Annotated in this window: 16 protein-coding genes; all 16 read left to right on the top strand. The window is 68.2% G+C overall.

What is annotated here, in order from left to right; all coding sequences use genetic code 11:
• Window positions 1–38 precede the first annotated feature (38 nt).
• The 16 genes from AC0KUR_RS26075 to hisB all read left to right on the top strand — a co-directional run bounded on the left by AC0KUR_RS26075 (window position 39) and on the right by hisB (window position 13702).
• Window positions 39–854, top strand: a complete 816-nt coding sequence (locus tag AC0KUR_RS26075; RefSeq protein WP_034189825.1) for a thiazole synthase — start codon at window positions 39–41, stop codon at window positions 852–854.
• Window positions 851–1975 carry a thiamine phosphate synthase gene (gene thiE, locus AC0KUR_RS26070; protein ID WP_200088010.1) on the top strand — a complete coding sequence of 375 codons (1125 nt, stop codon included), beginning with the start codon at window positions 851–853 and terminating at the stop codon, window positions 1973–1975. Before AC0KUR_RS26075 ends, thiE begins: the two co-directional genes overlap by 4 nt.
• Window positions 1976–2059: 84 nt before the next feature.
• On the top strand, window positions 2060–2881 hold the full coding sequence (locus AC0KUR_RS26065) for an ABC transporter ATP-binding protein (RefSeq protein WP_006477138.1): 822 nt from the start codon (window positions 2060–2062) through the stop codon (window positions 2879–2881).
• Window positions 2878–3645 carry a lipid asymmetry maintenance ABC transporter permease subunit MlaE gene (gene mlaE, locus AC0KUR_RS26060; RefSeq protein WP_034189823.1) on the top strand — a complete coding sequence of 256 codons (768 nt, stop codon included), beginning with the start codon at window positions 2878–2880 and terminating at the stop codon, window positions 3643–3645. The genes AC0KUR_RS26065 and mlaE overlap by 4 nt, the downstream gene beginning before the upstream one ends.
• Window positions 3646–3669: 24 nt before the next feature.
• Entirely contained in the window at window positions 3670–4230 is a 561-nt protein-coding gene (gene mlaD / locus AC0KUR_RS26055; protein WP_034189822.1) for an outer membrane lipid asymmetry maintenance protein MlaD, read from the top strand.
• Between the two features lie 31 nt (window positions 4231–4261).
• Window positions 4262–5218 carry an MlaA family lipoprotein gene (locus AC0KUR_RS26050; protein WP_059557092.1) on the top strand — a complete coding sequence of 319 codons (957 nt, stop codon included), beginning with the start codon at window positions 4262–4264 and terminating at the stop codon, window positions 5216–5218.
• 111 nt (window positions 5219–5329) lie between these two features.
• Entirely contained in the window at window positions 5330–5959 is a 630-nt protein-coding gene (locus AC0KUR_RS26045; RefSeq protein WP_034189861.1) for an MlaC/ttg2D family ABC transporter substrate-binding protein, read from the top strand.
• Window positions 5956–6231, top strand: coding sequence for an STAS domain-containing protein (locus tag AC0KUR_RS26040; RefSeq protein WP_034189821.1), 276 nt, complete (start codon window positions 5956–5958; stop codon window positions 6229–6231). The genes AC0KUR_RS26045 and AC0KUR_RS26040 overlap by 4 nt, the downstream gene beginning before the upstream one ends.
• A gap of 192 nt (window positions 6232–6423) precedes the next feature.
• The gene (locus AC0KUR_RS26035; protein ID WP_301742713.1) at window positions 6424–7350 is read left to right on the top strand and encodes an ABC transporter ATP-binding protein; all 927 of its coding nucleotides are present in this window, start codon (window positions 6424–6426) and stop codon (window positions 7348–7350) included.
• A complete protein-coding gene (locus tag AC0KUR_RS26030) occupies window positions 7347–8177 on the top strand; it encodes an ABC transporter permease (RefSeq protein WP_301742714.1) in 831 nt (276 codons plus the stop codon). Before AC0KUR_RS26035 ends, AC0KUR_RS26030 begins: the two co-directional genes overlap by 4 nt.
• Before the next feature lie 56 nt (window positions 8178–8233).
• Window positions 8234–8473 carry a BolA family protein gene (locus AC0KUR_RS26025; protein WP_006477131.1) on the top strand — a complete coding sequence of 80 codons (240 nt, stop codon included), beginning with the start codon at window positions 8234–8236 and terminating at the stop codon, window positions 8471–8473.
• Window positions 8474–8487: 14 nt separating this feature from the next.
• On the top strand, window positions 8488–9837 hold the full coding sequence (murA, locus tag AC0KUR_RS26020; protein ID WP_034189819.1) for a UDP-N-acetylglucosamine 1-carboxyvinyltransferase: 1350 nt from the start codon (window positions 8488–8490) through the stop codon (window positions 9835–9837).
• Window positions 9834–10487, top strand: coding sequence for an ATP phosphoribosyltransferase (gene hisG, locus AC0KUR_RS26015; protein WP_012327780.1), 654 nt, complete (start codon window positions 9834–9836; stop codon window positions 10485–10487). The genes murA and hisG overlap by 4 nt, the downstream gene beginning before the upstream one ends.
• Before the next feature lie 24 nt (window positions 10488–10511).
• Entirely contained in the window at window positions 10512–11828 is a 1317-nt protein-coding gene (gene hisD, locus AC0KUR_RS26010) for a histidinol dehydrogenase (protein ID WP_034189818.1), read from the top strand.
• Between the two features lie 147 nt (window positions 11829–11975).
• On the top strand, window positions 11976–13049 hold the full coding sequence (gene hisC / locus AC0KUR_RS26005) for a histidinol-phosphate transaminase (protein ID WP_473376589.1): 1074 nt from the start codon (window positions 11976–11978) through the stop codon (window positions 13047–13049).
• A 65-nt stretch (window positions 13050–13114) separates the two neighbouring features.
• On the top strand, window positions 13115–13702 hold the full coding sequence (hisB, locus tag AC0KUR_RS26000; protein ID WP_006477126.1) for an imidazoleglycerol-phosphate dehydratase HisB: 588 nt from the start codon (window positions 13115–13117) through the stop codon (window positions 13700–13702).
• Window positions 13703–13752: the final 50 nt, after the last annotated feature.

Here is a 13752-nt window from a genome sequence, read left to right as displayed (position 1 = left end):
GCGCCGCCGGTTCGTCCCCGCTCTTCCAGGAAAACGACATGACGTCCCTCACCTCCGCCGACGCGCTGACGCTGTACGGCGAAACCTTCGCAAGCCGCGTGCTGCTCGGCACGTCGCGTTATCCGTCGCTGCAGTCGCTGTCCGATTCGATCGACGCGTCGCGTCCCGGGATGGTGACGGTCGCGCTGCGCCGCCAGATGACGGGCGGCACCGCAGAAGCCGGCTTCTTCGACCTGCTCAAGCGCCACGCGGTGCCGCTGCTGCCGAACACGGCCGGCTGCCAGACCGTCGCCGAGGCCGTGACGACCGCGCACATGGCGCGCGAGGTGTTCGGCACCGACTGGATCAAGCTCGAGCTGATCGGCGACGACTACACGCTGCAGCCCGATCCGGTCGGGTTGATCGAGGCCGCCGCGCAACTGGTCAAGGACGGCTTCAAGGTGCTGCCGTACTGCACCGAGGATCTCGTGATCGGCCGGCGCCTGCTCGACGTCGGCTGCGAGGCGCTGATGCCGTGGGGCGCGCCGATCGGCACGGGCAAGGGCATCGTGAACCCGTACGGCCTGCGCGTGCTGCGCGAGCGGCTGCCGGACGTGCCGCTGATCGTCGATGCGGGGCTCGGCGTGCCGTCGCACGCGTGCCAGGTGATGGAGTGGGGCTTCGACGGCGTGCTGCTGAACACGGCCGTGTCGCAGGCCACGCACCCGGAGATCATGGCGCGCGCGTTCGCGCAGGGCGTCGAGGCGGGGCGCGCCGCGTACCTGGCCGGGCCGATGGACGCACGCGAGACCGCGCACGCGAGCACGCCGGTCGTCGGGATGCCGTTCTGGCACCAGGACGGGGGTGGCGCATGAGCGCGCGCTTCGCCGACGCATTCTGGCCGCCGGCCGACGAGCTGGCCGAAGCGGCCGAACGGATTCGCGCCCGCCTCGGCGACTGGCCGGACGGCGCGGCGCCGTGGCGGCTCTGCGTGGCGGCGCCCGACGTGCCGTCCGACGGCGACGTGCTGATCGTGTCCGCCGGCGACCGCGCCGCGCAGGCGCGCGCGTCGGCCGCGTCGCGGCCGGCCTCGCCGGAGGCGGTCGCGATCGAATTCGACGAGCAGGGCGCGGTGCTGCATGCGGCGGGCGCGCGTTACGCGCTCGAAGCCGCGCATCCGCTCGCGGACGACTGGATCGCGGCGCTCGCCGCCTTCCTCGATTGCGGCTTCGCGCCGGTCGACGCGCTGGTGCTCGCGCTGGCGTGGCAAGACGGCGACGAGACGCGCGCCGCCGACGCGTGGCCGGTCGATGCCGCGCGGTTTCCGCGTGTCGCCGGGCTGCCGCCCGCGCCGGAGCCGGCATTCGCGCCGTGTCCCGCGCAACTCGGCCTCTATCCGGTCGTGCCGGACGCGGCGTGGGTCGAGCGCGTGCTCGAGGGCGGTGCGCGGACCGTGCAACTGCGCGTGAAAGGCGCGACGCCGGACGCGCTGCGCCGGGAAATCGCGCGTGCGGTCGCGGCGGGGCGTCGTTATCCCGATGCGCGCGTGTTCATCAACGATCACTGGCAGATCGCGGTAGATGAAGGCGCGTACGGCGTTCATCTGGGGCAGGAGGACCTCGAAACGGCCGATCTGGCCGCGATCGCGCGCGCGGGCCTGCGGCTCGGACTTTCGAGCCACGGTTATTACGAGATGTTGCGGGCGTTGCACGCGCGCCCGAGCTACCTCGCGCTCGGCCCCGTCTACGCGACCGCCACGAAGGCCGTCGCCGCGCCGCCCCAGGGCCTCGCGCGGATTGCCCGCTACGCGCGCTTCGCCAGCGCGCGGGCGCCGCTCGTCGCGATCGGCGGGGTGGGGCTCGACACGCTGCCGGCCGTGCTGGCGACGGGCGTCGGCAGCGTCGCGGTGGTCAGCGCGGTCACGGGCGCCGCCGATTATCGGACGGCGCTTATTGCGCTGCAGCAATGTTTTCCCGGACAATTTGACAATCATTGACCGCCGGGCCCGGAACGGCGTCACGACATCATTCCAATGCAGGCCCTATAATTCGGCGTTCTGCGTAAAAGGACTGTCAGCTCCGTGAGCCCCACTCCTACCGAGACCCTGCTGGAACTTCGCGACGTCGACTTTGGCTACGGCGACCGCCTCGTCCTGTCCAACCTGAACCTGCGCTTCGGGCGCGGGCAGGTCGTCGCGGTCATGGGCGGCTCGGGTTGCGGCAAGACCACCGTGCTGCGCCTGATCGGCGGCCTCGTGCGCGCGCGCCGCGGCCAGGTGCTGTTCGACGGCGCCGACGTCGGCGCGCAAACGCGCGACGGCCTGTACGCGCTGCGCCGCAAGATGGGCATGCTGTTCCAGTTCGGCGCGTTGTTTACCGACATGTCGGTGTTCGAGAACGTCGCGTTCGCGCTGCGCGAGCATACCGACCTGCCCGAAGACCTGATCCGCGACCTCGTGCTGATGAAGCTCAACGCGGTCGGCCTGCGCGGCGCGCGCGACCTGATGCCGTCCGAGGTGTCGGGCGGGATGGCGCGCCGGATCGCGCTCGCCCGCGCGATCGCGCTCGATCCGCAGCTCATCATGTACGACGAGCCGTTCGCCGGCCTCGACCCGATCTCGCTCGGCATCACCGCGAACCTGATCCGCACGCTGAACCAGGCGCTCGGCGCGACCTCGATCCTCGTCACGCACGACGTGCCGGAATCGTTCGCGATCGCCGACTACGTGTACTTTCTGGCCAACGGCGGCGTGCTCGCGCAGGGCACGCCCGACGAGCTGCGCGCGTCGACCGATCCGAGCGTGCGGCAGTTCATCGACGGCGCGCCGGACGGCCCGTTCAAATTTCATTACACGAGCCCGCCGCTTGCAGCGGATTTCGGGCTCGGCGGAGGGCGCGCATGATCAGCGCGATCGGACGTTACGTCATCGGCGGCCTCGAGCGCGCGGGCTACGGCACGCGGCTGTTCGTACGCCTCGTGCTGCAATTCTTCCCGCTGCTGCGCCGGCCGCGGCTGGTCACGAAGCAGATCCACTTCCTCGGCAACTATTCGTTCGTGATCATTGCCGTGTCGGGGCTGTTCGTCGGCTTCGTGCTCGGCCTGCAGGGCTATTACACGCTGAACCGCTACGGGTCCGAGCAGGCGCTCGGCCTGCTGGTCGCGCTGTCGCTCGTGCGCGAGCTCGGCCCGGTCGTCACCGCGCTGCTGTTCGCGGGCCGCGCGGGCACGTCGCTCACGGCCGAGATCGGCCTGATGAAGGCCGGCGAGCAGCTCACCGCGCTCGAAATGATGGCGGTGGACCCGATCAAGACGGTGATCGCGCCGCGCATGTGGGCGGGCATCATCGCGATGCCGCTGCTCGCGGCGATCTTCAACGCGGTCGGCGTGCTCGGCGGCTACTTCGTCGGCGTCGTGCTGATCGGCGTCGATCCGGGCGCGTTCTGGTCGCAGATGCAGGGCGGGGTCCAGGTCTGGGCCGACGTCGGCAACGGCGTGCTGAAGAGCATCGTGTTCGGGTTCGCCGTGACCTTCATTGCGCTGTATCAGGGGTATGAAGCGAAGCCCACGCCCGAAGGCGTGTCGCGCGCGACCACCAAGACGGTTGTGTTCGCGTCGCTCGCCGTACTCGGCCTCGATTTCCTGCTGACCGCGCTGATGTTCAGCTAAGCCTCAGCCAAGCCAAATTTTGGGATGACGATGAAAAAGACTGCTCTCGACTTCTGGGTCGGCCTGTTCGTGGTGGTGGGCTTCCTTGCGGTGCTGTTCCTGGCGCTGAAGGTCGGCAACATGAGCTCGCTGTCGTTTCAGCCGACCTACTCGGTCCGGATGAAATTCGACAATATCGGCGGGCTGAAGCCGCGCGCGGCCGTGAAGAGTGCCGGCGTCGTGGTCGGCCGCGTGAAGTCGATCGGCTTCGACACGAACACGTACCAGGCGCTGGTGACGATCGACATCGACGGCCAGTACCCGTTCCCGAAGGATTCGTCGGCGAAGATCCTGACGTCGGGCCTGCTCGGCGAGCAATACATCGGCCTCGATCCGGGCGGCGACACGGAAATGCTGAAGTCGGGCGATACGATCTCGATGACGCAGTCGGCGATCGTGCTCGAGAACCTGATCGGCCAGTTCCTGTACAGCAAGGCCGCCGATGCGGGCGGTGCGAAGCCGGCAGCCGGCGCGCCGGCTGCGCCGGCTCCGGTGGCGGTGCCGGCGTCGGCGGTGTCCGCCGCGTCCGGTTCGGCGGCCCAATAACCACACGAGAGAATAGAAGAGGGTAATGACCATGCAGACGATCCGCATCAGGCACGCCGCGCTGGCGATAGCGGCAGCCGCCGCGTTGAGCGGCTGCGCGACCGTGCAGACGCCGACCAAGGGCGATCCGCTCGAAGGCTTCAACCGGACGATGTACAAGTTCAACGACACGGTCGACACCTACGCGCTGAAACCGGTCGCGAAGGGCTACCAGTACGTGGTGCCGCAGCCGGTGCGCGACAGCGTGACGAACTTCTTCTCGAACATCGGCGACGTCTACATCGCGGCGAACAACATCGTGCAGCTGCGGATCGCGGACGGCGTCGGCGACATCATGCGCGTCGTGATCAACACGGTGTTCGGCGTCGGAGGCCTGTTCGACGTCGCGACGATCGCGAAGCTGCCGAAGCACACGGCCGATTTCGGGATCACGATGGGCCGCTACGGCATGCCGTCGGGCCCGTACCTCGTGCTGCCGCTGCTCGGCCCGAGCACGCTGCGCGACACGGCCGGCCTCGGCGTCGACTACGTCGGCAATCCGCTCACCTACGTGAAGCCGGACGGCCTGAGCTGGGGCCTGTTCGGCGTCAACCTCGTCAACACGCGTGCGAACCTGCTCGGCGCGGGCGACGTGCTGGATGCCGCGGCGCTCGACAAGTATTCGTTCGTGCGCAACGCGTACCTGCAGCGCCGCCAGATGCTGATCAGCAACGCGCGCGGCGAGGCCGCCGCGACGTCGAGCAACGACGCGCTGCCGAAGTACGATCTGCCGGACGACGGCGCGGCACCGGCGGCGGCCGGTACGGCGGGCGCGGCAGCGGTGAGCGGCGCGACCGCGCCGGCGGGGGCATCGGGCGCGGCGGTTGCCGCGCCGGCCTCGGGCACGGCCGAAGGACCGAATCCGGCCAGCGAAACGAACGTGCCGGCGATGCAGGTGGCGCCGCCGTCGCCGGGCGGGTTCCGTTTCCCGAGCATCCGGCTGCACTGACGGATTTACATTCGTTACAGCCGGAAACGATTCAGTCGGTAGCGTGCGCGAACTTGCGCGTAAGCTACCTGCTCCAACCTTCGCATCGACTCATTCATGCAGGTCACTATGATGAAAAAACTGTTCCTGATCCCCGTATTCGCGGCGCTGTTCTCGTTCGGCAGCGCGGCTCACGCGCAAGTCGACCAGTCGAACCCGCAGTCGCTGATCAAGACGGCGACGCAGCAGGTGCTCGACGAAGTCAAGCAGCAGACGATCAAGCAGGGCGACACCAACCGCATCATCTCGATCGTCAACAAGGACATCCTGCCGTACACCGATTTCCGCCGCACCACGCAGCTCGCGATGGGCCGCAACTGGCGCACGGCAACGGCCGAGCAGCAGCAGCAGGTTCAGGAGCAGTTCAAGCTGCTGCTGATCCGCACGTACTCGGGCGCGCTGGCGCAGCTGAAGCCGGACCAGCAGATCCAGTACCCGCCGTTCCGCGCCGATCCGGCCGATACCGATGTCGTGGTCAAGACGGTCGCGATGAACAACGGCCAGCCGGTCCAGATCGATTACCGCCTGTACAAGTCGGCGAACGGCTGGAAGGTGTATGACCTGAACGTGCTCGGCGCGTGGCTGATCCAGACGTACCAGCAGCAGTTCAACGAAAAGATCCAGCAAAGCGGCGTGGACGGCCTGATCCAGTTCCTGACGCAGCGCAACCAGCAACTTGCCGCCGGCAAGCAAGCGTCGTGAGCGGCTTCGAAGCCGGCTCCTCGCTGACCGTCGCGAGCGCGAAGTCCGCGCTCGCGGACGGTCTTGCGCGCATCGGCGCGGGCGCCACCGCCGTCGATTGCGCGGCGCTGACGCAGTTCGACTCGTCCGCGCTCGCCGTGCTGCTCGCATGGCAACGTGCCGCCATGTCGCGCGGCGCGACCCTCGACATCCTCAATCTCCCGCCGAAGCTCGCCAGCCTCGCGCGCGCCTACGGCGTCGACGCGCTCATCGACGGCACCGGGCGACATTGACCCTGTCCGACCGGAGCCTGCCGCGCCAGCTGGCGCGCGCACGCGTCAGGCCGCGCGCCTCCGGCGCCGGCTCCCCCAGCCGGTTTGCCCTATAATCAAGCGTTTTGCGGGGCAGCCAATCGGCGTCCGGCCCCCATTTTCTTTCGCAGCAAGCACAGAATAGGCGTCGCGGCCCTGGCGTCGCGCACAGTCATGTCAGCCATAGAAATCCGTCACGTCAAGAAGCGCTACAAGTCGCTTCAGGCGCTCAAGGGCGTCAGCCTGTCGGTCGAGGAAGGCGAGTTTTTCGGTCTGCTCGGCCCCAACGGCGCAGGCAAGACCACGCTCATCAGTATCCTCGCCGGGCTCGCCCGGGCCGACGAAGGCAGTATCTCGGTGCGCGGCCACGACGTCGTCAAGGACTTCCGCGGTGCGCGCCGCGCGCTGGGTGTCGTCCCGCAGGAACTCGTCTTCGACCCGTTCTTCACCGTCCGCGAGACGCTGCGGATCCAGTCCGGCTATTTCGGGCTGCGCCGCAACGACGACTGGATCGACGAAGTGATGGCCAATCTCGACCTCACCGAGAAGGCCGACGCGAACATGCGCGCGCTGTCGGGCGGGATGAAGCGCCGCGTGCTCGTCGCGCAGGCGCTCGTGCACCGGCCGCCCGTGATCGTGCTCGACGAGCCGACCGCCGGCGTCGACGTCGAATTGCGCCAGACGCTGTGGAAATTCATCTCGCGCCTGAACCGCGAGGGTCACACGATCGTGCTGACCACCCATTACCTCGAGGAAGCCGAGTCGCTGTGCGACCGCATCGCGATGCTGCGCCGTGGCGAGGTGGTCGCGCTCGACCGCACCGACGCGCTGCTGCGCCGCTTCGCGGGGCTGCAGCTCTATCTGCGGCTCGCGACGGGCGCGCTGCCGGCCGAGCTGCGCGGGCTGGAGACCGACCCCGCCGCGCGCGCGCCGGGCGAGCACCTGCTGCGTCTCACGAGCTACGACGATGTCGAACGCATTCTCGCGCAATGCCGCGCGGCAGGCAGCACGTTCGACGAGATCGAGGTCCGCAAGGCCGACCTCGAGGATGTGTTCGTCCAGGTGATGAACGGGGCCGAGGTGATCGAGGGTCTGGCATGAATCAACAATCCCCGCGCGAACTGCGTTCGCTGCCGGCCGAAGGGGCGCTGGGCACGGCCCGGCGCGTGCCGGGCAGCGGCTTCCGGACGCTGTTCTACAAGGAACTGCTGCGTTTCTGGAAAGTGTCGTTCCAGACGGTGCTCGCGCCGATCGTCACGGCGCTGCTGTACCTGACGATCTTCGGTCATGCGCTGTCGGGCCGCGTCGAGGTGTATCCGGGCGTCGAGTACGTGAGCTTTCTCGTGCCGGGCCTCGTGATGATGAGCGTGTTGCAGAACGCGTTCGCGAACAGCTCGTCGTCGCTGATCCAGTCGAAGATCACCGGCAACCTCGTGTTCATGCTGCTGCCGCCGCTGTCGTACCGCGACATCTTCGGCGCGTACGTGCTCGCGTCGGTCGTGCGCGGGCTCGCGGTCGGCACCGGCGTGTTCGTCGTGACGATCTGGTTTATCCCGATGCATTTCGCGGCGCCGCTGTTCATCATTGCGTTCGCGCTGCTCGGCTCGGCGATCCTCGGCACGCTCGGCCTGATCGCCGGGATCTGGGCCGAGAAGTTCGACCAGCTCGCCGCGTTCCAGAACTTCCTGATCATGCCGCTGACGTTCCTGTCGGGCGTGTTCTATTCGACGCACTCGCTGCCGCCCGTGTGGCGCGAGATCTCGCGTCTCAATCCGTTTTTCTACATGATCGACGGCTTTCGTTTCGGGTTCTTCGGCGCGTCCGACATCAACCCGTTCGCGAGCCTCGCGATCGTTACCGGTTTCTTCGTGCTGCTCGCGCTGATCGCGATGCGGCTGCTCGCGACCGGCTACAAACTGCGTCATTGATATCGACAGGCTGCGGCCGCCTCCCGGGGCGCCGCCGCCGACAGGAGCCTTACACCATGTTGCCGACTCCCGAACAGGTCAAGCAATACATCGCCGGCGGTCTCGCCTGCACGCATCTGGAAGTCGAAGGCGACGGCCAGCATTTCTTCGCGACGATCGTGTCGGCGGCCTTCGAGGGCAAGCGGCCGATCCAGCGGCACCAGCTCGTCTATGCGGCGCTCGGCGATCGCATGAAGCAGGAAATCCACGCGCTCAGCATGAAGACGCTGACGCCCGCCGAATGGCAGAACGCATAACCGGAAATCACTGAGTGCAAGTCACCGTCAACGAGCGCGACGCCGTCAAGAGCGTCGCCACGGCACACCCGGCCGCCAACGGGGAATCGCAGGGACAGGGGATGGACAAGCTCGTGATCGAAGGCGGTAACCGTCTGTCCGGCGAGATCGTCGTGTCGGGTGCGAAGAACGCCGCACTGCCGATCCTGTGCGCGGGGCTGCTCACCGCCGATCCGGTCGATCTCGACAACGTGCCGAACCTGAAGGACGTGCGCACCACGCTGAAGGTGCTGAACCAGATGGGCGTGAAGAGCGAGACCGACGGCTGCCGCGTGCAGCTCGACGCGTCGCGCGTCGACAACCTCGTCGCGCCGTACGAGCTCGTGAAGACGATGCGCGCGTCGATCCTCGTGCTCGGCCCGCTGCTCGCGCGCTTCGGCGAGGCGAAGGTGTCGCTGCCGGGCGGCTGCGCGATCGGCGCGCGTCCGGTCGACCAGCACATCAAGGGGCTGCAGGCGATGGGCGCCGAGATCAGCATCGAGCACGGCTTCATCGAAGCGCGCGCGAAGCGCCTGAAGGGCGCGCGCATCGTGACCGACATGATCACGGTGACGGGCACGGAAAACCTGCTGATGGCCGCGACGCTGGCAGACGGCGAGACGGTGATCGAAAACGCCGCGCGCGAGCCGGAAGTGAGCGATCTCGCCCACCTGCTGGTCGCGATGGGCGCGAAGATCGACGGTATCGGCACCGATCGCCTCGTGATCCAGGGCGTCGAGCGGCTGCACGGCGCGCGCCATTCGGTGATCCCCGACCGCATCGAGGCCGGCACGTTCCTGTGCGCGGTCGCGGCGGCCGGCGGCGACGTGATGCTGACGGGCGTGCGCCCGCACATTCTCGACGCGGTGATCGACAAGCTGCGCGAAGCCGGCGTGTCGATCGAGGAAGGCGACAGCTGGCTGCGCGTGAAGATGGACCGCCGCCCGTCGGCCGTGACGATCCGCACGTCGGAATACCCGGCGTTCCCGACCGACATGCAGGCGCAGTTCATGGCCCTCAATACGGTCGCGACGGGCACCGCGCAGGTCGTCGAAACCATTTTCGAGAACCGCTTCATGCACGTGCAGGAGCTGAACCGGCTCGGCGCGAACATCACGATCGACGGCAATACCGCGCTCGTGACGGGCGTCGAGAAGCTGTCCGGCGCGAACGTGATGGCGACCGACCTGCGTGCGTCGGCGAGCCTCGTGATCGCCGGGCTGCGCGCCGACGGGGAAACGCTCGTCGACCGGATCTATCACCTGGACCGCGGCTACGACCGCATGGAAGCCAAACTGACCGCCGTCGGCGCGAACGTGCGCCGCCTTTCCGGGAGCCAAGCATGACCGCGCCGCTGACCCTCGCCCTGTCGAAGGGCCGGATTTTCGAGGAAACCCTGCCGTTGCTCGCCGCGGCCGGCGTGCAGGTGACCGAGGATCCGGAAACGTCGCGCAAGCTGATCCTGCCGACGACGAACCCGGACCTGCGCGTGATCATCGTGCGCGCGAGCGACGTGCCGACCTACGTCGAATACGGCGCGGCCGATTTCGGCGTGGCCGGCAAGGACGTGCTGGTCGAGCACGGCGGCTCGGGCCTGTACCAGCCGATCGATCTGAACATCGCGCGCTGCCGGATGTCGGTGGCGGTGTCGGCCGGCTTCGATTACGCGAGCGCCGTGCGCCAGGGCGCACGCCTGCGCGTCGCGACGAAGTACGTCGAAACGGCGCGCGAACACTTCGCCGCGAAGGGCGTGCACGTCGACCTGATCAAGCTGTACGGCTCGATGGAGCTCGCGCCGCTGGTCGGGCTGGCCGACGCGATCGTCGACCTCGTCAGCTCGGGCGGCACGCTGAAGGCGAACAATCTGGTCGAGGTCGAGGAGATCATGGCGATCTCGTCGCGCCTCGTCGTGAACCAGGCCGCGCTGAAGTTGAAGCGCGCGGCGCTCAAGCCGATCCTCGACGCGTTCGAACGCGCGTCGCAGAATGGCGGTTGAGCGCATCACCGTAACGGAACTCCCATGTCCATCACCATCCGCAAGCTCGATTCGACGAACGAAGGCTTCGGCGCCGCGCTGCGCGCGTTGCTCGCGTTCGAGGCGAGCGAAGACGAAGCGATCGAGCAATCGGTCGCGAAGATCCTCGCCGACGTGAAGTCGCGCGGCGACGCCGCGGTGCTCGAGTACACGAACCGCTTCGACCGGCTGAGCGCGAACAGCGTCGCCGCGCTCGAACTGCCGCAGGACGCGCTGCAGACGGCGCTCGACGGTCTCGCGCCGAAGGCGCGCGCGGCGCTGGAAGCGGCCGCGGCGCGTGTGCGCGCGTACCACGAGAAGCAGAAGATCGAGTGCGGCACGCATAGCTGGCAGTACACGGAAAGCGACGGCACGGTGCTCGGCCAGAAGGTCACGCCGCTCGACCGCGTCGGCCTGTACGTGCCGGGCGGCAAGGCCGCGTATCCGTCGTCGGTGCTGATGAACGCGATTCCCGCGCGCGTCGCGGGCGTCGGCGAGATCGTGATGGTCGTGCCGACGCCGGACGGCGTGAAGAACGACCTCGTGCTCGCCGCGGCGCTGCTCGGCGGCGTCGACCGCGTGTTCACGATCGGCGGCGCGCAGGCGGTCGGCGCGCTCGCGTACGGCACGGCGACGGTGCCGGCCGTCGACAAGATCTGCGGCCCCGGCAATGCGTACGTCGCGTCGGCGAAGCGCCGCGTGTTCGGCACGGTCGGTATCGACATGATCGCCGGGCCGTCGGAAATCCTCGTGCTGTGCGACGGCACGACCGATCCGAACTGGGTCGCGATGGACCTGTTCTCGCAGGCCGAGCACGACGAGCTCGCGCAGTCGATCCTGCTGTGCCCGGACGGCGCGTTCCTCGACCGTGTCGAGAAGGCGATCGACGAGCTGCTGCCGTCGATGCCGCGCCGGGACGTGATCCGCGCATCGCTCGAAGGGCGCGGCGCGCTGATCAAGGTGCGCGACATGGCCGAAGCGTGCCGGATCGCGAACGACATCGCGCCCGAGCACCTCGAAATCTCGGCACTGGAACCGCAGCAATGGGGCCAGCAGATCCGCCACGCGGGCGCGATCTTCCTCGGCCGCTACACGAGCGAAAGCCTCGGCGACTACTGCGCGGGGCCGAACCACGTGCTGCCGACGTCGCGCACCGCGCGTTTCTCGTCGCCGCTAGGCGTGTACGACTTCATCAAGCGTTCGAGCCTGATCGAGGTCAGCGCGGAAGGCGCACAGACCCTCGGCGAGATCGCCTCCGAGCTCGCGTACGGCGAAGGGCTGCAGGCGCACGCGAAGAGCGCCGAGTTCCGGATGAAGGGCTGACCACGCACCACGCGGGGCCGAGCCGGGGCGGGCGCCGATGCGCCGGCGCCGGCCGCACCGCGGAGCGCGGCTGGAGACCAGTGCAGGGCGGCAGCCGCCGCCTTGCCGACCATTTGATGCCGGCGCGACGCACGCCGGCTTGAGACCATGACGACGCCACAAGACATCATCCGCCGCGACGTGCTCGCGATGACGAGCTATCCGGTGCCCGACGCGAGCGGGTTCGTGAAGCTCGACGCGATGGAGAATCCGTATCCGCTGCCCGAACCGCTGGCGGCGGCGCTCGGCGAGCGTCTCGCGCAGGTCGCGCTGAACCGCTACCCGGCGCCGCGCCCGGCCGCGCTGCTCGACAAGCTGCGCCACGCGATGGGCGTGCCGGCCGGTTGCGACGTGCTGCTCGGCAACGGTTCCGACGAAATCATCAGCATGATCTCGGTCGCGTGCGCGCAGCCGGGCGCGAAGGTGCTCGCGCCGGTGCCGGGTTTCGTGATGTACGAGCTGTCGGCGAAGCTCGCGCAGCTCGAATTCGTCGGCGTGCCGCTGCAGGCCGACCTGACGCTCGACGTCGACGCGATGCTCGCGGCGATCGCCGGGCACCGGCCCGCGATCGTCTATCTCGCGTACCCGAACAACCCGACCGGCACGCTGTACGACGATGCCGACGTCGAACGGATCATTGCCGCCGCGCGGCACAGCCTGATCGTGATCGACGAGGCGTACCAGCCGTTCGCCGAGCGCTCGTGGCTGCCGCGCGCCGCCGAATTCGACAACGTCGTCGTGATGCGCACGGTGTCGAAGCTCGGTCTCGCGGGCATCCGCCTCGGCTATCTCGTCGGGCGGCACGCGTGGCTGGCCGAATTCGACAAGGTGCGCCCGCCGTACAACATCAACGTGCTGACCCAGGCGACCGTCGATTTCCTGCTCGACCACCTCGACGTGCTCGATGCGCAGGCGGCCGAACTGCGCGCGGAACGCACGCGTCTCGCGCAGGCCGTGGCCGCGCTGCCGGGCACGACGGTGTTCCCGAGCGCCGGCAATTTCCTGCTGGTGCGCGTGCCGGACGCGGCCGCCGTGTTCGATGCGCTGCTCACCGAACGGGTGCTGGTCAAAAACGTGAGTAAAATGCATCCATTGCTGGCCGAATGCGTGCGGCTGACCGTCGGTTCTCCCGACGAAAACGCCCGCCTGCTGGCCGCCTTGAAACTCGCGCTGCCCGGTTGAGCCCAGGGCGCGGCGGCGCGCGACGATCAATCCCCATTTACCTCAGACTCAATCAAGGAATTGCCATGCGTGTGGCGGAAGTCGTTCGCAATACCAGCGAAACGCAGATCCGTGTGAAGCTCGATCTCGACGGCACCGGCCAGCAGAAGCTGGCCACCGGCGTGCCGTTTCTCGACCATATGCTCGACCAGATCGCGCGGCATGGTCTGGTCGATCTCGAGGTCGAAGCGCATGGCGACACGCATATCGACGACCACCACACGGTCGAGGATGTCGGCATCACGCTCGGTCAGGCCGTCGCGAAGGCGATCGGCGACCGGAAGGGCATCCGCCGCTACGGCCATTCGTACGTGCCGCTCGACGAGGCGCTGTCGCGCGTCGTGATCGACTTCTCCGGCCGGCCGGGCCTCGAATTCCACGTGCCGTTCACGCGTGCGCGGATCGGCACGTTCGACGTCGACCTGTCGATCGAGTTCTTCCGCGGTTTCGTGAACCACGCGGGCGTCACGCTGCACATCGACAACCTGCGCGGGATCAACGCGCACCATCAGCTCGAGACGGTGTTCAAGGCCTTCGGCCGTGCGCTGCGCGCGGCGGTGGAGCTCGACGAGCGTGCGGCGGGGCAGATTCCGTCGACGAAAGGCAGCCTCTGATCGTCCGGATGGGCGGACGCTAAGGACAACCTCACGGCTTCGGCGCGCGG

This window comes from Burkholderia sp. YHN3-13, from assembly GCF_055810675.1.
This window is presented reverse-complemented; position numbering and strand designations above follow the sequence as displayed.

Excerpts from the sequence above, each read along its gene's own strand:
- AC0KUR_RS26050 (WP_059557092.1), top strand. The coding sequence starts at position 4,262 with ATGCAGACGATCCGCATCAGGCACGCCGCGCTGGCGATAGCGGCAGCC.
- AC0KUR_RS26035 (WP_301742713.1), top strand. The coding sequence starts at position 6,424 with ATGTCAGCCATAGAAATCCGTCACGTCAAGAAGCGCTACAAGTCGCTT.
- AC0KUR_RS26075 (WP_034189825.1), top strand. The coding sequence starts at position 39 with ATGACGTCCCTCACCTCCGCCGACGCGCTGACGCTGTACGGCGAAACC.
- hisB (WP_006477126.1), top strand. The coding sequence starts at position 13,115 with ATGCGTGTGGCGGAAGTCGTTCGCAATACCAGCGAAACGCAGATCCGT.
- hisD (WP_034189818.1), top strand. The coding sequence starts at position 10,512 with ATGTCCATCACCATCCGCAAGCTCGATTCGACGAACGAAGGCTTCGGC.
- AC0KUR_RS26045 (WP_034189861.1), top strand. The coding sequence starts at position 5,330 with ATGAAAAAACTGTTCCTGATCCCCGTATTCGCGGCGCTGTTCTCGTTC.
- AC0KUR_RS26030 (WP_301742714.1), top strand. The coding sequence starts at position 7,347 with ATGAATCAACAATCCCCGCGCGAACTGCGTTCGCTGCCGGCCGAAGGG.
- thiE (WP_200088010.1), top strand. The coding sequence starts at position 851 with ATGAGCGCGCGCTTCGCCGACGCATTCTGGCCGCCGGCCGACGAGCTG.
- hisC (WP_473376589.1), top strand. The coding sequence starts at position 11,976 with ATGACGACGCCACAAGACATCATCCGCCGCGACGTGCTCGCGATGACG.
- AC0KUR_RS26025 (WP_006477131.1), top strand. The coding sequence starts at position 8,234 with ATGTTGCCGACTCCCGAACAGGTCAAGCAATACATCGCCGGCGGTCTC.
- mlaE (WP_034189823.1), top strand. The coding sequence starts at position 2,878 with ATGATCAGCGCGATCGGACGTTACGTCATCGGCGGCCTCGAGCGCGCG.
- hisG (WP_012327780.1), top strand. The coding sequence starts at position 9,834 with ATGACCGCGCCGCTGACCCTCGCCCTGTCGAAGGGCCGGATTTTCGAG.
- mlaD (WP_034189822.1), top strand. The coding sequence starts at position 3,670 with ATGACGATGAAAAAGACTGCTCTCGACTTCTGGGTCGGCCTGTTCGTG.